Annotated in this window: 20 protein-coding genes; 10 read left to right on the forward strand and 10 right to left on the reverse strand. The window is 73.5% G+C overall.

Annotated elements, in window-relative coordinates; all coding sequences use genetic code 11:
• Positions 1-165: 165 nt before the first annotated feature.
• On the forward strand, positions 166-558 hold the full coding sequence (locus P2H44_RS00005) for a type 1 periplasmic-binding domain-containing protein (protein ID WP_345798966.1): 393 nt from the start codon (positions 166-168) through the stop codon (positions 556-558).
• Between the two features lie 82 nt (positions 559-640).
• Positions 641-1594, forward strand: coding sequence for an NAD(P)H-dependent flavin oxidoreductase (locus P2H44_RS00010; protein ID WP_275761351.1), 954 nt, complete (start codon positions 641-643; stop codon positions 1592-1594).
• A gap of 29 nt (positions 1595-1623) precedes the next feature.
• On the opposite strand, the gene P2H44_RS00015 is transcribed toward P2H44_RS00010, so the two are convergent.
• The 4 genes from P2H44_RS00015 to P2H44_RS00030 all read right to left on the reverse strand — a co-directional run bounded on the left by P2H44_RS00015 (position 1624) and on the right by P2H44_RS00030 (position 6929).
• Positions 1624-2703 carry a mandelate racemase/muconate lactonizing enzyme family protein gene (locus P2H44_RS00015; protein WP_275761352.1) on the reverse strand — a complete coding sequence of 360 codons (1080 nt, stop codon included), beginning with the start codon at positions 2701-2703 and terminating at the stop codon, positions 1624-1626.
• Between the two features lie 44 nt (positions 2704-2747).
• Positions 2748-4406, reverse strand: coding sequence for a thiamine pyrophosphate-binding protein (locus tag P2H44_RS00020; protein WP_275761354.1), 1659 nt, complete (start codon positions 4404-4406; stop codon positions 2748-2750).
• Positions 4403-5581 (reverse strand): alpha-hydroxy acid oxidase, encoded by a 1179-nt coding sequence (locus P2H44_RS00025; protein ID WP_275761355.1) that lies wholly within the window; start codon positions 5579-5581, stop codon positions 4403-4405. Before P2H44_RS00025 ends, P2H44_RS00020 begins: the two co-directional genes overlap by 4 nt.
• Positions 5582-5954: 373 nt before the next feature.
• Positions 5955-6929 (reverse strand): LysR substrate-binding domain-containing protein, encoded by a 975-nt coding sequence (locus tag P2H44_RS00030; protein WP_275761356.1) that lies wholly within the window; start codon positions 6927-6929, stop codon positions 5955-5957.
• Positions 6930-6981: 52 nt separating this feature from the next.
• Between P2H44_RS00030 and P2H44_RS00035 the strand changes: the two genes are divergently transcribed.
• Genes P2H44_RS00035 through mnhG form a run of 8 tightly spaced genes read left to right on the forward strand, consistent with a single transcriptional unit; the run spans position 6982 to position 13732 of the window.
• The gene (locus tag P2H44_RS00035) at positions 6982-7953 is read left to right on the forward strand and encodes a universal stress protein (RefSeq protein ID WP_275761357.1); all 972 of its coding nucleotides are present in this window, start codon (positions 6982-6984) and stop codon (positions 7951-7953) included.
• 5 nt (positions 7954-7958) lie between these two features.
• Positions 7959-10253 carry a hydrogen gas-evolving membrane-bound hydrogenase subunit E gene (gene mbhE, locus P2H44_RS00040; protein WP_275761359.1) on the forward strand — a complete coding sequence of 765 codons (2295 nt, stop codon included), beginning with the start codon at positions 7959-7961 and terminating at the stop codon, positions 10251-10253.
• Complete coding sequence (locus P2H44_RS00045) at positions 10250-10651, forward strand: Na+/H+ antiporter subunit B (RefSeq protein WP_275761360.1); 402 nt, start codon at positions 10250-10252, stop codon at positions 10649-10651. Before mbhE ends, P2H44_RS00045 begins: the two co-directional genes overlap by 4 nt.
• The gene (locus tag P2H44_RS00050; RefSeq protein WP_275761361.1) at positions 10651-11034 is read left to right on the forward strand and encodes a Na+/H+ antiporter subunit C; all 384 of its coding nucleotides are present in this window, start codon (positions 10651-10653) and stop codon (positions 11032-11034) included. Before P2H44_RS00045 ends, P2H44_RS00050 begins: the two co-directional genes overlap by 1 nt.
• Positions 11031-12557 carry a Na+/H+ antiporter subunit D gene (locus P2H44_RS00055; protein WP_275761362.1) on the forward strand — a complete coding sequence of 509 codons (1527 nt, stop codon included), beginning with the start codon at positions 11031-11033 and terminating at the stop codon, positions 12555-12557. The genes P2H44_RS00050 and P2H44_RS00055 overlap by 4 nt, the downstream gene beginning before the upstream one ends.
• Positions 12554-13030, forward strand: coding sequence for a Na+/H+ antiporter subunit E (locus P2H44_RS00060; RefSeq protein ID WP_275761363.1), 477 nt, complete (start codon positions 12554-12556; stop codon positions 13028-13030). Before P2H44_RS00055 ends, P2H44_RS00060 begins: the two co-directional genes overlap by 4 nt.
• Before the next feature lie 4 nt (positions 13031-13034).
• Positions 13035-13319, forward strand: a complete 285-nt coding sequence (locus P2H44_RS00065; RefSeq protein WP_275761364.1) for a cation:proton antiporter — start codon at positions 13035-13037, stop codon at positions 13317-13319.
• Complete coding sequence (gene mnhG / locus P2H44_RS00070) at positions 13316-13732, forward strand: monovalent cation/H(+) antiporter subunit G (protein WP_275761365.1); 417 nt, start codon at positions 13316-13318, stop codon at positions 13730-13732. The genes P2H44_RS00065 and mnhG overlap by 4 nt, the downstream gene beginning before the upstream one ends.
• Here mnhG and P2H44_RS00075 read toward each other — a convergent pair.
• From P2H44_RS00075 to P2H44_RS00100, 6 genes are all read right to left on the reverse strand, one after another.
• On the reverse strand, positions 13713-14348 hold the full coding sequence (locus tag P2H44_RS00075; RefSeq protein WP_275761366.1) for a DUF1190 domain-containing protein: 636 nt from the start codon (positions 14346-14348) through the stop codon (positions 13713-13715). The two genes, mnhG and P2H44_RS00075, sit on opposite strands and share 20 nt — an antisense overlap.
• Positions 14349-14454: 106 nt before the next feature.
• Positions 14455-15651, reverse strand: a complete 1197-nt coding sequence (locus tag P2H44_RS00080) for a glutathionylspermidine synthase family protein (RefSeq protein WP_275761367.1) — start codon at positions 15649-15651, stop codon at positions 14455-14457.
• A 121-nt stretch (positions 15652-15772) separates the two neighbouring features.
• Positions 15773-16642, reverse strand: a complete 870-nt coding sequence (locus P2H44_RS00085) for an EamA family transporter (RefSeq protein ID WP_275761368.1) — start codon at positions 16640-16642, stop codon at positions 15773-15775.
• Between the two features lie 44 nt (positions 16643-16686).
• Positions 16687-17361: a DsbA family oxidoreductase gene (locus P2H44_RS00090; protein ID WP_275761369.1), complete on the reverse strand. Its 675-nt coding sequence runs from the start codon at positions 17359-17361 to the stop codon at positions 16687-16689.
• Positions 17361-18005, reverse strand: coding sequence for an NAD(P)H:quinone oxidoreductase (gene wrbA, locus P2H44_RS00095; RefSeq protein ID WP_275761370.1), 645 nt, complete (start codon positions 18003-18005; stop codon positions 17361-17363). The genes P2H44_RS00090 and wrbA overlap by 1 nt, the downstream gene beginning before the upstream one ends.
• Positions 18006-18112: 107 nt before the next feature.
• Positions 18113-18982 carry a LysR family transcriptional regulator gene (locus tag P2H44_RS00100; protein ID WP_275761371.1) on the reverse strand — a complete coding sequence of 290 codons (870 nt, stop codon included), beginning with the start codon at positions 18980-18982 and terminating at the stop codon, positions 18113-18115.
• Positions 18983-19014 lie beyond the last annotated feature (32 nt).

Here is a 19014-nt window from a genome sequence, read left to right on the forward strand (position 1 = left end):
GGGCTGGAGTCCCTCGCCCGCATCAACGATGCTGACCATGTCAGGCTGCCCGCCGTGGCCGCCTGATCAGCCTCGGGCCTCGCCGAAGGCCGGCGCTCCTACACCACGTCTCGGGGCGCTACCCCAAAGGTCGCGGTTCAGTCGTCGAAGGGAAGGTCCGAGGACATGCCGCTCTCGGTCAACCTCGCCGCCGAGGCCGGCTACGACTACTACGTCGCCGACTACGTGGCCCTGACCGGCGAGGCCAACGACGCCTTCATGGAGAAGGCCAAGCGCTACGTGACCGAGGACGAGATCGCCGCGATCAACCGCTACACCTACGTCACCTACGCGGCCCTGCACGCGATGGCCGAGGCGATGAAGGGCTGCGGCCAGGACCTGACCCGCGCCTGCACCGTCGAGAACCTGCGCAAGCTGAACGGTTTCGACGTGGGCGGGATCATGGCCCCGATCAGCTTCGACAACGAGCGTCAGCTCTCGGGCACGGCGCTGGCGGTCTACCAGCTCGACGCCAAGAGCAAGACGTTCTCCCAGAAGACCGACTTCCTCGACTACTGAGCCCCGCGCTCACGAGCCCCGCGCGCGAGGGGGCCGGGATCCGTCCCGGCCCCCTCGCCCCTTCCCCCCGCCGGAGGTCTCCATGGCCCTGCCCCAAGCCTGGCGGGGGCGGCTGAGCCTGCCCGCCATCGCCGCGCCGATGTTCCTGATCTCGACCCCCGACCTGGTGGTCGAATGCTGCCGCGCCGGCGTGATCGGGGCGTTCCCGGCCCTGAACCAGCGCACCACCGCGGGGTTCGAGGCCTGGCTGGAGGAGATCGAGACGCGCCTCAAGGGCCGCCCCGCCGCCCCCCACGCGGTGAACCTCGTCGTCCACCGCTCCAACGCCCGGCTTTCCGCGGACCTCGAGGTCGCGGTCCGCCGCCGCGTGCCGCTGGTCGTCACCTCGCTGGGGATCGAGGCGGAGGTGGTCGCGGCGGTGCAGGAGGCGGGCGGGCTGGTCTTTCACGACGTCACCTCCCGCCGCTTCGCCGAGCGGGCGATCGCCGCCGGGGTCGACGGCCTGATCGCCGTGGCCCATGGCGCCGGCGGCCACGCGGGCGCGCTGAACCCCTTCGCCCTTCTGGCCGAGCTGCGCGGGATCTTCGACGGGCCCATCGCGCTGGGCGGCGCGATCTCGACCGGCGCGCAGGTCGCGGCCGCCTGCCTCGCCGGCGCCGACCTCGCCTACATCGGCACCCGCTTCATCCCCGCGCCCGAGAGCTCCGCCCTGCCCGGCCACCGCGACATGATCCTCGCGGGCCAGGCCGAGGACGTGGCGCTCAGCCCCGCCGTCAGCGGCGTCCCCGCCAACTTCCTGCGCGCCAGCCTCGCCGCCGCGGGCATCGACCCCGACGCGGGCGAGCCGCCGGCGGAGCGGAACTTCGGCACCACCGGGAACCTGAAGCCCTGGCGTGACATCTGGGCCGCCGGCCAGGGCGTCGGCGCCATCCGCGCCGCCGCCCCCGCCGCCGAGATCTGCGCCGAGCTCGCCCGCGACCACCGCCGCGCCCTCGCCGCCGCCGAGGCGCGGCTGGCCGACCTGCGGCCCGCCTGAGCCGGCGGCGCCCCCGTCGCCCCCCCCCGTCAGAACCGGTGCGCGTCGAGCGCGTCGTGATCGAAGGTGAAGCCCACGCCCGGCCGGTCGGGGATCGCGGTCATCCCGTCCGCGTCGATCTCCATCGTCTCGCGGAACAGCGCCCCGAACCACGGCATGTGCTCGACGTAGAGGCAGCCGGGCATGGCCAGATGCAGCGAATGCTCGGTGAAGATATGGGGCGAGAACGGCACCTCGAAGGCCGCCATCTGCCCGATCACGTTGCGGAATTCGGTGTAACCGCCCATCCGCTGCAGGTCCGGCATCAGGATGTCGGCGGCGCGGCGTTCCAGCATGTTCTGGATGCCGTGGCGCACGTATTCCGTCTCGCCCGAGGCCAGCGCGGTGTCGAGCGCGCGGGCGATCTCGGCGTGGCCGTGGTGGTTCCAGGTGGGGACGGGCTCCTCGAACCACACGAGGCCGAAGCGCTCCAGCTCCCGGCCCAGGCGGATCGCGTCGGGCACGCTCAGGCCCTGGTTGGCGTCGGCCATCAGGGCGACGTCGGGGCCGATGGCGTCGCGCACCGCCTCCACCCGCTCGACGTTCTTCGCCACGGGCAGGTTGCCCAACCGCACCTTCATCGCCTTGAAGCCCTGGGCGAGGAAGCCGCGCGCCTCCTCGGCCAGCGCCTCGGGCCCCGCCGACAGCCACAGGCCGCCGGAGGCGTAGAGCGGCACGCGCTCCCGCGCGCCGCCGAACAGGCGGTGCAGGGGCTGGGCGGTCGCCTTGCCGACGATGTCCCAGCAGGCGACGTCGATGGGCGTCATCGCGATGATCGCCACCCCCGCCTGGCCGAAGAAGTTCATCGCCCGGAACATCTCGGTCCAGATCGCCTCCACCTGGAACGGGTCGCGCCCGATCACCTGGGGCTTCAGCGCCGCGACCATGGCGTCGAGCACCAGCAGCCGCTCGCGCCCGAAGCAGAAGGCGTAGCCCTCGCCCTCCACCCCCTCGTCGGTCTTAAGCGTGACCAGCAGGCAGGAGACCGAGGCGATGCGGTGCATCGAGGTCAGCAGCGGCTCGGCCAGCGGCAGGTCCACCCTGGCGGTTTCGATCTCGGTGATGCGCATGTCCGTCCTCCCGGAGGGGCCCGCCGGAGGGGCGGGCGCGGGTTTCAGTCGACCGCCTCGACCCTGGGGCCGTAGGGGAAATAGGGCGGGTGCTCCCCGATCACGGTCATGTCGACCTCGACCAGGCTCGGCCCCTCGTGGGCCAGCGCCTTCGCCACCGTCTCGCCGAAGCGGGCGGGATCGGAGACGCGGTGGAACGGGATGCCGGCCAGCGCCGCGATCCCCTCCAGCGACGGCGCCGTGAAGCTCTCGTAGCGCCGCCCGGCGCCGGTGGCGTCCTGGATGTGGCGGATCACGCCGTAGCCCGCGTCGTTCATCACCAGGATGACCATGTCCGCGCGCTCCTGCACCGCGGTCCACAGCTCGCCCAGGTTCAGGAAGAAGCCCCCGTCCCCGGTCATGCACACCGTCTTGCGCCCGTCGGCGAGCGCCGCGCCCACCGCCAGGCTGAACCCCTGCCCGATCCCCGCCCCCACCGGGTAGATCGAGGTCGTCGGATCCAGCACCGGCATCAGCCGGTTGCCCCAGGTGGAGTGGTTGATGGTGATGTCGCGCGCGAAGATCGCATCCTCCGGCATCGCCGCGCGCAGCTGGTCGGCGAAGCCCGCGTAGGGCCCCAGCGTCGCCGCGAAGGCCCGCCGGGCGCGGGTCTTCAGCGTCTCGAACTCCGGGCCGAAGGCGGGGTCCGCGCGCCAGCCCTCGGCCTCCAGCGCGTCGGCCAGCGCGGCGAGCGTGGCGCCCGCGTCGCCCTCGACGAACAGCTCGTTGGAATAGGTCCGCCCGTCGGCGCGGGGGTCGACGTCGATCTGCACCCGCCGCTCGGGCAGCTTCAGCGCGAAGTCCGCCGTCTCGTGCCCCCGCAGGCGGGAGCCGGCGACGATCATCAGGTCGCAGGTGGCGTAGAAGTCCTCGATCATCGGGATGCCGGTCCCGTTCAGGCCGCCCAGCGTGCGGGGATGCGTCTCCTCCACCACGCCGCGGCCGTTCCAGCTGGTGACCATGGCGAAGCCCAGGTCCAGCAGCCGCCGCGCCGCCGGCCCCGCGCCCGCGGCCCCGTTGCCCAGCCACAGCATCGGCCGGCGGGCGGAGCGGGCGAGCTCCACCAGCAGGGACAGCGCCTCGGGCGTGGGGCCGTCGGGGATCGGCGGGATCAGGCTCAGCGCGTCCAGCGCCGCCGGCCGCGGCAGGGGCGCGCGCTGCACGTCGATGGGGATCTCGACGCTGACCGGGCCGCAGGGGGGCGTCATCGCCTCGCGCGCCGCGCGCACCAGCACGCCCAGCGCCTCGGCCGCCGAGGGCACGCGCCAGGCGTTCTTGCCCGCGCTCTTCAGCATCCCCAGCTGGTCGTCCACGTCATGGGTCGTGCCCATCCCGCGGCCGAGGTGCGCGGTGCGGGTCTGCCCGGTGATGTGCAGCAGCGGCGTCGAGGCGAAGCGCGCCTCCACCAGCCCGCCCACGGCGTTGGCCGCGCCGGGCCCGGTCGAGGAGAACATCACCCCGATCCCGCCCGAGGCCCGCGCCAGCCCGTCGGCCATGTGGATCGCGCCGGGCTCGCCCCGGGTGGGGATCATCCGGATCGCGTTGCGCTTCGAGATCGCGTCCATCATCGGGATGTTGTGGACCGAGATCACCCCGAAGGCGGTGCGCACGCCCAGCGCGTCGAGGAATTCGGCCACCAGGTCGGCGACGGTGTAGTCGGTCATGTCGGGTCTCCGCTCGGCGGGAAGATAGGATGGGGGCGCAGGTGCTGGGGGCCGACGTCCTCGGCCCGCGGACAGCCCAGCAGGGCGAGGTCGATCAGGATCTCCTTGCGGAACAGCTCCAGCATCCGCGCGACGCCGGGGCCGCCGTCCACGGCGGCGGCGTAAAGGAACGGGCGCCCGGCGAAGACCGCCCGCGCCCCCAGCGCCAGCGCCATCAGCGCATGGGCGCCCCGGCGCACGCCGCCGTCCATCATCACCACCAGCCGCTCCCCGACCGCCGCGACCACGCCGGGCAGCGCGTCCAGCGAGGCGGGCGCGTAGTCGAGCTGCCGCCCCCCGTGGTTCGAGACGATCACCCCGTCGAGCCCGAGCTCCGCCGCGCGGACCGCGTCCTCGGGCTCGAGCACGCCTTTCAGCACCAGCCGCCCCGGCCAGCGGGCGCGCAGCCGCTCGACGCAGCCCCAGTCCAGCCGGTCGCGGCCGGCGCGCAGGCCCTGCGGCGGATCCTCGGTCACCCGCACGCCGGTGCGGTCCTCGCCCAGGTTCACGAAGCGGGGGATGCCGTCCTTCAGCAGCGTGGCGGCGAAGGTCTCGACGCTCCAGCGCGGATGCAGCAGGCCGTCGAGCGCCAGCCGCGAGGTCAGGCGGAAGGGGGCGCGGAAGCCCAGCCGCTCGGTGTTCTCGCGGTTCGAGATCACCGGCACGTCGGCGGTGACGACGATCGTGCCGATCCCCGCCGCCCCCACCCGGTCGACGGTGCGCGCGATGCGGTCGTCGTCGCCGGGGAAATAGCCTTGGTACCAGGCGTTCGGGTTGATCCGCGCCAGCTCCTCCAGCGGGACGGAGGAGACGCCCGAAACGATGTGCGGATGGTTCGCCTGCGCGAAGGCCTCGGCCAGCAGCGCGTCGCAGCGGCGGCGGACCAGCGCGTTGAACCCCGTGGGCGCGAGGCCCACCGGCGCGGCGTAGCGGCGCCCGAACAGCTCCACCGAGGCGTCCCGCGCCGAGACGTCGCGCAGGATCCGCGGGCGGAAGGCGCGGCGGGCGAAGGCCTCGGCGTTGCGCCCGCGCGAGACGTCGTCCTCGGCCCCGCCCGAGACGAATTCCCACACCGCGGCGGGCAGCCGGCGGCGGGCCGCGGCCTCGTAGTCCGCGATGGCGACCCGTGGCGCCATTCGACCTCTCCTCCCCTTCCGCGGCGCTTTCCGACCGCTTGCAGGCGCCGACGCCGCGAGGCGCGCGGCGACGGCCGGGCGGCGCCCGACGCGGCGCCCCCGAGGTCGCACGAGACTTGCTTGTCGACAGGTTGTCGACACCTAATCTTCCGGGAACGATGATCGCGCGCCCCGCCCCGCAGGGTCGCGAAGTGGGAAACGGCCCGCCGGACGGCTCGCGCGCCCGGCCTCTCCCGCCGACATCGCCGCAGGCGCGTCGCAGCCCGCGGCCTCGCGCGCCGCGCCAGGCCGCCGACGCCCGCGCCCGCCGGCGCGATCACGAAACCCGTGAGGCGCGGCCCGTCTCGCGCAACCCCCGGGCGAGCCGGGGCGCTCAGCCCAGCACGGTGATGCCCGGCTCCTGCTCCTTCAGGATCCGGCAGATCTCCTGGCACAGCATCAGGTATTCCTGCTCGCGCGCGGTGCCCCGCCGCCACAGGGCGCCGATGGTCCGGTGCGGGGGCCCGCCGCGGAACGGCCGCGCCACCACCGCGTCCTGCGGCGCCACCTCCGAGCGGATGTAGAGCGCGGGCATCACCGAGATGCCCATGTTCATCGCCACCATCTGGCGCAGCGTGTCGAGGCTGGTCCCCTCGTAGTCGTGCGACAGCTCCGCGCCGTAGTCCTCGCACAGCCGCCGCACCTGGCCGTAGAGCAGGTGCTGCGCGTCGAGCGCGAGGACCTTCTCGTCCTTCAGGTCCACCGGATCCACGTGCCGCTCGGCGGCGAAGCGATGCTCGGCCGAGGCCACCACGAACAGCGGTTCGCGAAACAGGGACAGGGATTCGAAGTCCGGCCGGCGCACCGGCAGCGGGAAGAACAGCAGGTCCAGCCCCCCGTCCTCGAGGCTGCGCAGAAGCTGCGCGGGCATCCCCTCGCGGATGTAGAGCTTCAGGCGCGGATAGCCCCGGTGCAGGTGCGGCACCACCAGCGGCAGGAAATAGGAGCCCGAGGACTGCACCACCCCCACCCGGATGGTGCTGGTCAGCAGCGCCTCGTCGGTGCGCGCGATCACCCGGATCTCCTCGGCCTCGGCCAGCATCCTGCGGGCGCGTTCGGCGATGGCCTGGCCGGTGGGGGTCAGGGTGATGCGGGTGCGGGTGCGGTCCACCAGCACCGCGCCCAGCCGCGTCTCCAGATCGCGCAACTGGGCGGAGAGCGTGGGCTGGGTCACGTTGCAGTGTTCGGCCGCCCGGCCGAAGTGCAGGTGATCCTCCAGGGCGACGAGATAGGCGAGCTGGCGCAGGGTGGGCATGGCCGCAGGATAGAAAATCTCTATCATCAGCGCCATGAAAATCGATTGGATCAATCGCCTGCCGGTTCCTAGCTGACCTCGTATGACCAGCCGGCGAGGAACCGTGATGCGAGAATTCCGCAATATCCTGATCGTGTGCGACGAGCGCAGCGCGCATGAGAACGCCTTCGAGCGCGTGCGCAGCCTGGCCCGCGACCCGGAGGCGACCGTCACCCTGGTCGACGTCATCGACAGCGCCCCGGGCCAGCTCTCGCAGCTTCTGAGCGGCCGCGCCGACGCGCCGGGCGAGGAGGTCGAGGCGAGCCTCGTCGAGGCCCATCGCGAACGGCTCGAGATGCTGGCCGACGAGCTTCGCGGGCATCAGGTGCGGGTCGAATGCGAGGTGCTGATGGGCCGCCCCGTGGTCGAGGTCCTGCGCAAGGTCGCCCGGGACGACCACGACCTGGTCATCAAGGGCGCCCAGCGCAGCCGCGCCCGCCCCCTGCTGAGCGATCCCGACATCGCCCTCTCGCGCCGCTGCAGCTGCCCGGTGTGGATCCTCAACTCCCCCGCCGAATCCCGCGCCCGCCGGATCCTCGCCGCGGTCGATCCCGATCCGGCCGAGCCCGACCGGCACGAGCTGAACTGGCGGATCCTCGAGTTCGCCACCGCGCTCGCCAACGAGGACGACGCCTGGCTCGACGTGCTCAACGCCTGGCGCCTGCCCGAGGAATCCGCCCTGCGCCACGGCCGCGCCAAGGTCCCCGAGGAGGTGGTCGAGCGCCTAGTGGACGGGGAGCGTCGGCGCTCCAACTGGCGCCTCCAGCGCCTGACCTCGGATTTCGCGGGAAGCTGCCGGCAGATGCGGGTGCTGCACGTGGGCGGGCACGCCCCCGACGTGATCCTCGACCATGTCGAGACCGACGGCATCGACACGATCGTGATGGGCTCCATCGGCCGCGCCGGCCTGCCGGGGCTGCTGCTGGGCAACATGTCCGAGAAGATCCTCAAGCGGGTCGACTGCTCGGTCCTGACGGTCAAGCCGCGCGACTTCCCCGTGCAGCTTCCCGCCGGCGGCGCCGAGCTGCGCGCGCCCTGAACGCCATGCCCCCTCCGCCCCCGTCCTCCCCGCCCGCCTCCGCCCGGGCCTGGTCCCTGTCGCGCAACGGCTGGGCCGGCCTCGCGCCGGTCCTGCTCGCCGCCGCCCTGTTCCTGGCCTTCCTGCCCGCGCTGGGCCCCGTCTCGCGGGGCGAGGCGCTGGTCTGGGCGGCGTCCTGGGTCCCCGGCCTGGGGATCGAGCTCGCCTTCCGCCTCGACGGGCTGAGCCTGACCTTCGCGCTGCTGATCACCGGCATCGGGGCGCTGGTGCTGCTCTATTCCGACAGCTACCTCGCCGGGCATCCCCACTACGCGCGCTTCGCGCTGTTCCTCACCGCCTTCATGCTCTCGATGCTGGGGCTGGTGCTGGCCGACGACCTGATCGTCCTCTTCGTGTTCTGGGAGCTGACGACCCTGACCTCCTACCTCCTCATCGGCTTCGGCCATGAGGCGGAGCGGAGCCGGCGCAACGCCCTCCAGGCCCTGTTCGTGACGGGCGCCGGGGGCCTCGCGATGCTGGCGGGGCTGATCCTGCTGGGCGCGGCCGCGGGGACCACGCGCATCTCCGAGATCCTCGCCCAGGGCGACGCGATCCGGCAGAGCGCGCTCTACGTCCCGATCCTCGTGCTGGTGCTGGCCGGGGCGCTCACAAAGTCCGCGCAGATCCCGTTCCATTTCTGGCTGCCCAACGCCATGGCCGCGCCGACGCCGGTCTCGGCCTACCTGCACTCGGCGACCATGGTGAAGGCCGGCGTCTACCTGATGGCGCGGCTGCACCCGGCGCTGTCGGGCACGCCGGGCTGGATCTGGACGCTGACCCTGCTGGGCGCCGCCACGGCGGTGTTCGCGAGCCTCCAGTCCCTGCGCCAGACCGATCTGAAGCAGGCGCTCGCCTGGACCACGCTGATGGCGCTGGGCACGCTGACCCTGCTGCTGGGGCAGAGCTCGACCTACGCGCTGACCGCCTTCGGCGCCTTCCTGGTGGTGCATTCCCTCTACAAGGCCGCGCTGTTCCTGGTGGTGGGCAATCTCGACCACCAGGCGGGGACCCGTGACCTGACGCGCCTCGGCGGGCTCGGCCGGGCGTTGCCGATGACCGCGCTGGCCGCAGGGCTGGCGGGCCTGTCGATGGCCGGCCTGCCGCCCTTCCTGGGCTTCATCGGCAAGGAGCTGAAATACGCCGGCGGCCTCGCCTCGGCCCTGCCGGCGCTGACCACCGGCGCGCTGCTGCTGGCCAACGCGATGATGGTCGCGGTCGCCGCGGCGACGGCGCTGGGCCCGTTCTGGCGCCCGCCCGCCGCCGGCCCGGCGCCCCGGACGGCGACCGAGGCGCCGCCCGCCATGTGGATCGGCCCGGCCCTGCTGGGGCTCGGCGGCCTCGTCTTCGGGCTCGCGCCCGAACTGCTCGAGACGGGCCTGGTCGCGCCCGCGACCGCGTCGCTGACCGGCGACATCGGCGCGACGGCCACGCTGACCCTGTGGCACGGGATCAACCTGCCCCTGGGGCTGAGCCTCGCGACCTTCGCGCTGGGCCTCGCGATATACCTCGCCCTGCCCCGCGGCCGGGCGGGTCTGGCCGCGGCGCTCGATGGGCTGCCGAACCTCGACCGCGGCTGGGACCGGTTCCTGCACGGGCTGAAGCGGCTGGCCGAGATCCAGACCGACGCGATCCAGACCGGGCGGCTGCGCTTCTACCTCGCCGCCAGCTTCGCCACCGTCGTCGTGGCGCTGGGGAGCACGCTGCTCGCCCGCGGCCTGCCGCCGCTCGCCTTCGACCTCTCGGACGCCAATGGGGTGCTGGCGACGATCGCGCTGCTGCTGATCGGGGGCGCGGCGCTGGCGGCGGCCTCGCGCTCCCGCCTCGCAGCGATCGCGGGGCTGGGCGTCTCGGGCATCGCGCTGTCGCTGGTGTTCCTGCTGTTCGGCGCGCTGGACGTCGCCATCACCCAGCTGCTGGTCGAGACGCTGGTCGTCGTGCTGGTGGCGGTGGCGCTGCTGCGCCTGCCCAAGCTCAAGCCGCTGGCCTTCCGGCCGGGGGCGGCGGCGCTGTCGGCGGCGCTGGGGGGCCTCGTCACGGTCCTGCTGCTCGCGGTGCTGCACACGCCCATGGACCTGCGCCTGTCGGACTGGTTCGGGGCCGCGAGCTGGCCCGAGGCCCACGGCCGCAACATCGTCAACGTCATCCTGGTCGACTTCCGCGCCATCGACACCTTCGGCGAGATCGTCGTCGTCGTGATCGCCGCGATCTCGGCCTACGCGCTGCTAAAGAGCCCGCGCGGCAACTCCGGAGACACCCGATGAACTCCGTCATCCTCACCGCCGGCTCCCGCGTGCTCGCGGGGCTCTTGCTGATCTTCTCGGTCTACATGCTGTTGCGCGGGCACAACCTGCCGGGCGGCGGCTTCATCGGCGGGCTGATCGGCGCCACCGGCTTCATCCTGCACGCCATCGCCGCCGACGCGGCCTCGGCCCGGCGGGCGCTGCGCGCCTCGCCGCAGTCCATCGCGGCGGTCGGGCTGGGGATCGCGCTGGCGGCGGGCCTGCTGTCGGCCGTCGCCGGCGACCCCTTCCTGACCGGCCAGTGGCTCTACCTGGCGGGGCTGCCGCTGTCGTCGGTGCTGCTGTTCGACATCGGGGTCTACCTGGTGGTGTTCGGCGCCGTGCTGACCCTGGTCCTCGCGCTCGAGGAGGCGGTGTGATGGAGACGCTTCTCGCCCTCTGCGTCGGGCTGCTGGTGGCCTGCGCGGTCTACCTGATGCTGGCCGGGCGCCTGCTGCGCTACATCTTCGGGCTGGTGATCCTGTCGAACGCGGCCAACCTCGCGATCTTCCTCGCGGGCCGCCTGACCGTCGGCGCGCCCGCCCTGATCGCCGAGGGGGAGGACGCCCCCGCCGCCGGCATCGCCAACGCGCTGCCCCAGGCGCTGGTGCTGACCGCCATCGTGATCGGCTTCGGCCTCTTCGCCTTCACCCTGGTCCTGGCCTTCCGCGCCTTCTCCCAGCTCGGCACGCTGGATGGAGACGCGATGCGCGTGGCGGAGCCCGAGCGTCCGGCGAAGCCTGCCCGGGAGGCCCGCGCATGAGCTGGCTTCTCGTCCTTCCCGTCGCCCTGCCCTTCGCCGCCGCCATCGCCGCCTTCCTGCTGCGCGAGCGGACGGCGGGGCGCTGGGTCTCGATCCTGGGCTCCGCGGCGCTGCTGGTCGTCTCGGGCCTGCTGATGGTCGAGGTCCTCGCTCACGACGTCGTCGCGGCCCAGATGGGCGGCTGGCCGGCGCCCTTCGGGATCACGCTGGTCGCCGACCGGCTCTCGGCGGTGATGGTGCTGATCACCGCCGTCGTGGCGCTGGCCGTCTCGGTCTACGCGCTCGCCGACATCGAGGAACGGCTGGAGCGGCTGGGCTACCACGCCCTCTTCCAGGTGCTGATCGCGGGGGTGAACGGGGCCTTCGTGACCGGCGACCTCTTCAACCTCTACGTCTGGTTCGAGGTGATGCTGATCGCCTCCTTCGGCCTGCTGGTGCTGGGCGGCTCGCGCGAGCAGATCGACGGCGGCGTCAAGTACGTGGCCCTGAACCTGATCGCCACGATCCTTTTCCTGACCGGGATCGGGCTGCTCTACGGCACGACCGGCACGCTGAACATGGCGGACCTGTCGCGCGCGGTCGAGGACGTGCACCCCGGCCTGCTGACCGCCATCGCGATGCTGTTCCTGATCGCCTTCGGCATGAAGGCCGCGGTGTTCCCGCTGTTCTTCTGGCTGCCCGCCGCCTACCACACGCCGGCCTTCTCGGTCTCGGCGGTGTTCGCGGGGCTGCTGACCAAGGTGGGCGTCTACGCGCTGTTGCGCTGCTTCACGCTGATCTTCGACCATGACGTGGGCTACACGCACGAGATCCTGCTGTGGGTCGCGGGGCTGACCATGGTGACGGGCGTTCTGGGCGCGGCGGCGCAGACCGACATCCGCCGGATCCTGTCGTTCCACATCGTCAGCCAGATCGGCTACATGGTGCTCGGCCTCGCCCTCTACACCCCGCTCGCGCTGGTGGGGGCGGTCTTCTACCTGGTCCACCACATCGTCGTGAAGGCGAACCTGTTCCTGGTCGCGGGCGCCGTCCAGCGCCTGGCGGGGGGGACGGAACTGACGCGCATCGGCGGCCTCTACCGCTCCGCGCCCCTGCTGGCGGCGCTGTTCCTGGTGCCGGCCTTCTCGCTCGCCGGGTTCCCGCCGCTCTCGGGCTTCTGGGCGAAGTTCGTGCTGGTGCGCGCGGCGCTCGAGGACGGGGGCTGGGTCATCGCCGCCGCGGCGCTGCTGGTCGGGCTGATGACCATCTACTCGATGACCAAGATCTGGGCCGCCGCCTTCTGGGCGCCCCACCCCGACGGCCGCGAGCCCGCCCTCTCGACCCTGACCCCGTTGCAGCGCCGCGGCTTCCTGTTGCCCATCGCCGGCCTCGCCGCCCTGACGCTGGTCATCGGCCTCGCGCCCGAGCCCTTCGTGACCTTCGCCGAGGACGCGGCCGCGGGCCTGCTCGACCCCTCGGCCTACGTGGCGGCGGTGCTGGGAGAGGCCCCGGTCGCGCTCTCGGCCCTGGAGGGGACGCGATGAAGATCTTCGGCCTGAACCTGCTGCTCGCGGCCACCTGGGTCGCCTTCTCGGGCGCCGTCTCGCTGGGCAACCTGGCGATCGGCTTCGCGCTGGGCTACGGCGTGATCTGGGCGATCCAGCCGATGCTGGGCGAAAGCGCCTATGCGCGGCGCGGCTGGGCCTGGGTGAAGCTGGCGCTCTACTTCATCTGGGACCTGGTCACCTCCTCGATCGACGTGGCGGTGGACGTGCTGACCCCGCGCCACCGCTCCCGCCCCGCGATCCTCGAGCTGCCGCTCGACGTGAAGACCGACGCGGGGATCCTGCTGGTGACCAACCTGATCTCGCTGACGCCGGGGACGCTCAGCCTCGACGTCAGCCCGGACCGGCGCACCCTGCGCTTCCACGCCATGTTCGCCGACGACCCCGAGGCGCTGAAGGCCGGCCTGAAGCGCGGGATCGAGCGGCTGGTGATCGACGCGGTGGAGAGGTGAGAGAATGACGCTCCTCGAGATGTCCCTGATCGGCGCCTTCGCGCTGGTGGTCGCGGCGCTGGTGCTGGGCTTCGCGCGGCTGGTCCGCGGCCCCAGCCTGCCCGACCGGGTGGTGGCGCTGGACATGATGACCGTGGCGCTGGTCGCCTTCTGCGCGCTGGGCGCGATCTTCTTCGACGTCAGCGCCTTCCTCGACGTGGCGGTGGTGCTGGCGCTGGTCGGCTTCCTCGCCACCGTCGCCCTCTCGCGCTACGCCGAGCGGCGCAACTCCATGGGAGACGACCGATGAACGAGCTGGTCACGGCCCTGCTGGTGCTGGCGGGCGGCGGCTTCGCGCTGCTGGGCGGCCTGGGGATGCTGCGCCTGCCCGACGTGCTGATCCGCATGCACGCCTCGACCAAGATCGGCACGCTCGCCTCGGCGCTGACGCTGCTGGGGGCCGCGATGCATTTCGGAACGGCCGAGGTCTGGATCCGCGCCGTCGCGATCATCCTGTTCCTGTTCCTGACCGCCCCCATCGCCGCCCACATGGTGGGCCGCGCGGCCTACCTGACCCGCGTGCCCCTGTGGAACACCCGCGACGAGACCGCGGGCCCCGACGCCTCCCGCGCCCCGCCGCCGGACGGAGGGGAAGCCGACGCCGCGCCTCCGCCCCCCGCTCCTGCGGCGCGCGAGCCCGCGCTCAGCCCCCGAAGCCGCTGAAGCCGCGCCCCGTCGCGGCCGAGCGCGCGGCGCCGAAGCCCCCGGCCTTGGTCACCGTCGCGCGCGTCATCGGCGCCGCGATGGCCGAGATCCGTGGCCGGTTGAGGGACGAGGCGTAGCCCCGCGTCACGCCGCCCGGCGTGCCCGAGAACCCGGTCCGCGTCCCGGTCGAGGTGAACCAGCTTCCCGACTTCGCGTCGCGGTAAAGCGGCCGGCCGGCGGCCTGGGACTGCCCGCCGCTCAGCATGCTGCCCATCATGTAGCCCATCAGGAAGGGCATGAACGACGGGCCCGCGTGCTGGGGATCGGCCGCGCCCCCCGCCTGCTCGGGCGTGCCGCACAGGCCCTCGCCATGCTCCTCCTCGCACAGCGCCAGGCTCTCGTAGCGCGGCGCGGCGACGGCATGCTCGATCGCGGCCTCGGCGAAGGCCGCGTCGCAGTCCGCCTCGGAGAGCGACCCCGAGACGGCCGCCCCCCGGTAGCACTGCGCCTTGGTCTCGAAGAAGGTGAGGTCCTGCTCCTCCTCGCAGCCGGCGAGGGCGAGGACGAGCGCGGCGCCGGTGCAGCCCTTCAGGGCGGCCCTGGCGGATCGGGATCGCTTGCGGGTCGGGGTCATCGTTGGGTCCTGGTCATGTTCGCGATGTCGGGATGGCGCGGCCGGAATGGAAGACGGCGCAGGGCGTTTTCGGGCGCTGGCGCCTCGTCCGCCGGGCCGGGCGGGCTCAGCCCATGATGAAATGCGGCTTGAAGCGGCTCAGGTCCTGGGTGATGCGGCCGTCGTCCTCGCGCACGCCCAGCCCCACGCAGGTCTCGCCCACGATCCAGGCGCCCAGCACCGGGCGGGCGCCGTCGAAGACCGGCAGCGGCGCATAGGCCTGCACCACCACCGGGTGGCGGTCGTAGTCGCGGTTGACCGAGCGCTCGGTGGTCGCGCCCCGCTCCACGATCTCGATGCTCGCCCCCTCGCGCGAGAAGATCGGCTTCACGACATGGCCCCGCTCCAGCGCCTCGCGCGCCCGCTCGAAGGCCGGGTCCCCGCCCTGCATCTCGTCGGCGAAGAAGGCGGGCAGCAGGTTGGGGTGCCCCTCGAACAGCCGCCACAGCACCGGCAGGATCCCCTTGTTGGACAAGAGCGCCTTCCACGCCGGCTCGATGAACCGGCAATGCGCCCCCGCGATATGCCCGGCGAAGTCGTCCAGCAGCAGGTCCTCCCACGGGTAGAGCTTGAACAGCGTGCCGATCACCCGCGCCTCGTCGTCGGCGAACTGACCGGTCTCGGTCAGCCCGATGGCGTCCAGCGGCACGTAGTGCGGGACCAGCCCCGCCTCCTTCGCGATCCAGGCGAGGTACTCGACCGTCGCGAAATCCTCCTCGTGCCCGCGGACGGAGGCGAAATGCACCGGCTCGCCGGGCGGCAGGATCTCGGCGAAGCGCTCGACCAGCTTGTCATGCAGCAGGTTGAACTGGTCCGGCTCGGCGCAGGGCAATCCGCCCGAGTCCTGCATGTCCTCCAGCCACAGCCACTGGAAGGAGCCCGCCTCGTAGACCGAGGTCGGCGTGTCGGCGTTGTATTCCAGCAGCTTCGCCGGCCCCGTCCCGTCGTAGACGAGATCGAACCGCCCGTAGAGCGACGGCTCCCGCGCCCGCCAGCTCTCGGCGACCAGGTCGCGGTGGGCGTCGGGGATCCCCAGCCGCTCCATCAGCTCCTGCGAGCCCGCGACCTGCGCGACCGCCTCGAGGCACATCGCGTGCAGAGCGGTCGCCGGGTCCTCCAGGTCGTCCTCGATCTGGCGCAGGGTGAAGGCGTAGGCGCTGCTCTCGTCCCAATAGGCCTGGCCGTGCATGGTGTGGAACGTGAAGCCCAGGGCCTCGGCCTTCCGTCGCCAGTCGGCGCGGGGCGCGAGCTGGATGCGCTGCATCGTGCGTCCTCGCTGCGGAGGCCGGGCGCGGCCGCGCCTGTGGCCCTCCGAAAATTCCGTCTTTCCATGGCTCTATAGACGCCCCCCGCCCCTGCGGCCAGCGCCGTCGCGCGCCGTCCCCTCACGCTTTCGGCGCCGCCGGCGCGGGGCGGGCGGCGCGCTGGCCGGCCCAGACCGAGGCGAGCAGCACCACGGCGCCCAGCAGCTGCACCCCGTCGAGCGTCTCGCCCAGCATCGCCCAGCCGATCGCCACCGCCGTCAGCGGGCTGGTCAGCGCCAGCATCGAGACCGCCGCCGGCTCGATCCGCGCGAGGCCGCGGAACCACAGCGCATAGGTCAGCGCCGCCCCGATCAGGCTGAGGTAGACCAGCCCCCCGACCGCGCCCGCGTCCAGCGCCGGCAGCGGCGGCTCCAGCAGCCAGGCGGCGGGGACCAGCAGCAGCCCCCCCGCCGCCAGCTGCCAGGCCGCGAAGGTCAGCGGCGGGACCGGCGGCTGCCAGCGCCGGCTGAGCACCGTGCCCGCGGCCATCGCGGCCGCGCCCCCGATCCCCGCCGCCACCCCGACCGGGTCCAGCGCCGCCTCGGGCCCCAGCACCAGCAGCCCCACGCCCAGCGCGCCCGCCAGCGCCGCGCCCAGCGCCGCGGCGCGCACCGGGGTTCCCAGCCACAGCCGCGCCAGCACCACCACCGCCAGCGCCTGCACCGAGCCCAGCGTCGCCGCCACGCCCCCCGGCAGCCGCTCGGCCGCGACGAACAGGCAGCTCCAGAACAGGGCGAAGTTCAGCGCCCCCAGCGCCAGCGAGCGCCCCAGCCACAGGCGCGAGGGCCACTGGCGCACCACCGCCAGCAGCAGCAGCCCCGCCGGCGCCGCGCGCAGCGCCGCCAGCGTCATCGGGTGGCCGTGGGGCAGGAATTCGGAGACCACGAAATAGGTGCTGCCCCAGATCGCGGGCGCGCCGGCGGTCAGCAGAAGGTCGACGGAACGGGACATGGGGTCCTCCGGCCGCAAGAGAGATGGGAAGAGGCGGGCCGCGCTCAGGCGGCGCGCCGAAGGGCGTCGAGAAGCTGCGCGCGCAGCGCCCCGGGAGAGCCGTGGTCGAGCCGCACGCGCCCCTCGCGCAGGATCAGCGAGGGCACGGTGCGGATCCCGAGCCGGCGGGCGAGCGCCCGGTCCGCCTCCACCGCCGCCCGCACCCCCGGCGCCTCCATGAGGCGGGCGAAGCCGGGGCCGAGGCCCAGCGCCGCCGCCGTCTCGACCAGCACGGCCGGGTCGGCGACGTTCCGCGCCTCGCTCAGGTGGGCGCGCTGCAGGGCGTCGAACATCGCCCAGTGCGCGTCCCGCCCGCCCAGCCGCTCCGCCGCCTTGCAGGCGAGCGCTCCGGGCAGGCCGTGGGGATAGGGGAAGGGCGCGGCCCGCATCCGCGCCACGTCGATGCGCTCGGGCGCGTCGCTCGCCGCGCGGCAGGCCTGCCAGTGGCGCAGGATCTCGGCCTTGGCGCGGGCCGGGGAGCCGAAGACCTCCGCCATCCGCGCCTGGCTGTCCTGCAGCACGAAGGCGCGGTGGCGGACCTCGATCGGCAGCTCCGCCGCCAGCGCCCGCAGCCGGGGCGAGAGGTTGAAGCACCAGCCGCACACCACGTCGTGGAAGAACTCCAGCGTCAGCCGCGGGGCGCCGGCGCCGGGGCGCGCGGGGGAGGGAGCGCCGGCCATCACGCCGCCTCCCGCGCCTGCTCGGCCGCGGCGCCCAGCGCCAGGCGCCGCGCCAGCAGCGCCACGTGCCGGCCCTGGAAGCGCGCCCCGGCGAGGTCGGCCTCCCCCGGCGCGCGGGCGCCGTCGGGGCCCGCGATGGTCCCCGCCCCGTAGGGCGCGCCGCCCAGCACCCCCTCCATCCCCATCTGCCCGGCGAAGCTGTAGGGCAGCCCCGCGAGGATCATCCCGAAGTGCTGCAACGGGATCTGGGTCGACAGCAGCGTCGCCTCGTGCCCCCCGTGCTGGGAGCCGGTCGAGGCGAACACCGCCCCCACCCGTCCCACCAGCGCGTTGCGCGCCCACAGGCCGCCGGCCTGGTCGAGGAAGCTCTTCACCTGCGCGGCCATGGTCCCGAAGCGGGTCGGCCCGCCCAGGATGATCGCGTCGTAGCCGGGCAGGTCGGCCACCCGCGCCTCGGGCGTGGCGTCCTCGACATAGCCCGCGGCGCGGCGGATCTCCTCGGGGACCGTCTCGGGGATGCGGCGCAGGTCGACGCGCACGCCGGGGGCCGAGGCGGCCCCCTCCGCCTCCGCCTCGGCGAGGCGGCGGACGTGGCCGTAGCTGGAATAGTAGAGGACGAGGATGCGGGTCTCGGCGGCGGTCATGGCCGGGCCTCCTGGGCATGCGTTGCGATGCCCGCGACCCTGCCGCCCCGCGCGCCCGGGAAAGAGCGGGCGGCGCGCAATTCACTCTTCAACCGGGTTGAAGAGCCTCAGCCCCCCAGCACGCCGCGCAGGTGATCGAGCACCGCCAGCGCCCGCGCGTCCATCCCCAGGCGGGAGGCCGCGACGGCGTAGATCCGCCGCTCGGGCAGTTCGTGGTCGGGCAGGACCCGCACCAGCCGCCCGTCCGCCTCGAAAGGATCGGAGAGGAAGTCCGGCAGCGCCCCGATCCCCTCCCCCGCCGCCAGCAGGTCGCGCAGCACCAGGCTGCTCCCGACCGAGAGCCGCGGGCGAAGGGGTACCGAAACCTCGCCCCCCGGCCCCGTCAGCGCCCAGGTCGAGGGGGCGTCGGCCAGCAGGTAGCCCAGCGCCGGCAGCCCCTCCAGGTCGCTGGGCGTCCGCGGCGCGCCATGGGCCGCGAGGAAGCCGGGCGAGGCGAACAGGCGCTGGCGCACCCGCCCCAGCGGCGTCGCCACCAGGCCCGAGTCCGGCAGCGCCGCGCGGATGCGGATCGAGAGGTCGAAGCCCCCCTCCACCATGTCCACCACCCGGTCGTCGAGCGCGAGCGACAGCTCCAGCTCCGGGTGGCGTTTCATCAGCGCGGGCAGGGCCGGGCCGAGGACGGCGACGGTGAAGGCCTGGGGCGCGTTCACCCGCAGCCGGCCCGCGACCCGGCCGGCGCCGTCGCGCACCCGCGCCTCCAGCGCCTCGAAATCCGCCAGCAGCCGCAGGGCCTGCTCGTAGTAGAGCCGCCCATGCTCGGTCAGCGACATCGACCGCGTGGTGCGGTTCAGCAGCACGCAGCCCAGGCTCTGCTCCAGCAGCTTGAGGTCGCGGCTGACGAGGGCGGGAGAGACGCCCAGGTCCTCCGCCGCGCGGGCCAGCCCGCCGCGCTCCACCACCCGGCAGAACGCCTTCATCACCGACAGCCTGTCCAGACCGCCCCCTCCCC

The sequence above is a fragment of the Albimonas marina genome (assembly GCF_029223255.1).
Classification (GTDB): domain Bacteria; phylum Pseudomonadota; class Alphaproteobacteria; order Rhodobacterales; family Rhodobacteraceae; genus Albimonas.

Bases quoted from the DNA above. Each gene is read 5' to 3' on its own strand.
- P2H44_RS00075 (WP_275761366.1), bottom strand. From the start codon at position 14,348: ATGACCCCGACCCGCAAGCGATCCCGATCCGCCAGGGCCGCCCTGAAG.
- P2H44_RS00035 (WP_275761357.1), top strand. From the start codon at position 6,982: ATGCGAGAATTCCGCAATATCCTGATCGTGTGCGACGAGCGCAGCGCG.
- P2H44_RS00090 (WP_275761369.1), bottom strand. From the start codon at position 17,361: ATGGCCGGCGCTCCCTCCCCCGCGCGCCCCGGCGCCGGCGCCCCGCGG.
- P2H44_RS00005 (WP_345798966.1), top strand. From the start codon at position 166: ATGCCGCTCTCGGTCAACCTCGCCGCCGAGGCCGGCTACGACTACTAC.
- P2H44_RS00045 (WP_275761360.1), top strand. From the start codon at position 10,250: ATGAACTCCGTCATCCTCACCGCCGGCTCCCGCGTGCTCGCGGGGCTC.
- wrbA (WP_275761370.1), bottom strand. From the start codon at position 18,005: ATGACCGCCGCCGAGACCCGCATCCTCGTCCTCTACTATTCCAGCTAC.
- P2H44_RS00050 (WP_275761361.1), top strand. From the start codon at position 10,651: ATGGAGACGCTTCTCGCCCTCTGCGTCGGGCTGCTGGTGGCCTGCGCG.
- P2H44_RS00065 (WP_275761364.1), top strand. From the start codon at position 13,035: ATGACGCTCCTCGAGATGTCCCTGATCGGCGCCTTCGCGCTGGTGGTC.
- P2H44_RS00100 (WP_275761371.1), bottom strand. From the start codon at position 18,982: ATGAAGGCGTTCTGCCGGGTGGTGGAGCGCGGCGGGCTGGCCCGCGCG.
- P2H44_RS00055 (WP_275761362.1), top strand. From the start codon at position 11,031: ATGAGCTGGCTTCTCGTCCTTCCCGTCGCCCTGCCCTTCGCCGCCGCC.
- P2H44_RS00010 (WP_275761351.1), top strand. From the start codon at position 641: ATGGCCCTGCCCCAAGCCTGGCGGGGGCGGCTGAGCCTGCCCGCCATC.
- P2H44_RS00085 (WP_275761368.1), bottom strand. From the start codon at position 16,642: ATGTCCCGTTCCGTCGACCTTCTGCTGACCGCCGGCGCGCCCGCGATC.
- P2H44_RS00015 (WP_275761352.1), bottom strand. From the start codon at position 2,703: ATGCGCATCACCGAGATCGAAACCGCCAGGGTGGACCTGCCGCTGGCC.
- mnhG (WP_275761365.1), top strand. From the start codon at position 13,316: ATGAACGAGCTGGTCACGGCCCTGCTGGTGCTGGCGGGCGGCGGCTTC.
- mbhE (WP_275761359.1), top strand. From the start codon at position 7,959: ATGCCCCCTCCGCCCCCGTCCTCCCCGCCCGCCTCCGCCCGGGCCTGG.
- P2H44_RS00025 (WP_275761355.1), bottom strand. From the start codon at position 5,581: ATGGCGCCACGGGTCGCCATCGCGGACTACGAGGCCGCGGCCCGCCGC.
- P2H44_RS00020 (WP_275761354.1), bottom strand. From the start codon at position 4,406: ATGACCGACTACACCGTCGCCGACCTGGTGGCCGAATTCCTCGACGCG.
- P2H44_RS00060 (WP_275761363.1), top strand. From the start codon at position 12,554: ATGAAGATCTTCGGCCTGAACCTGCTGCTCGCGGCCACCTGGGTCGCC.
- P2H44_RS00080 (WP_275761367.1), bottom strand. From the start codon at position 15,651: ATGCAGCGCATCCAGCTCGCGCCCCGCGCCGACTGGCGACGGAAGGCC.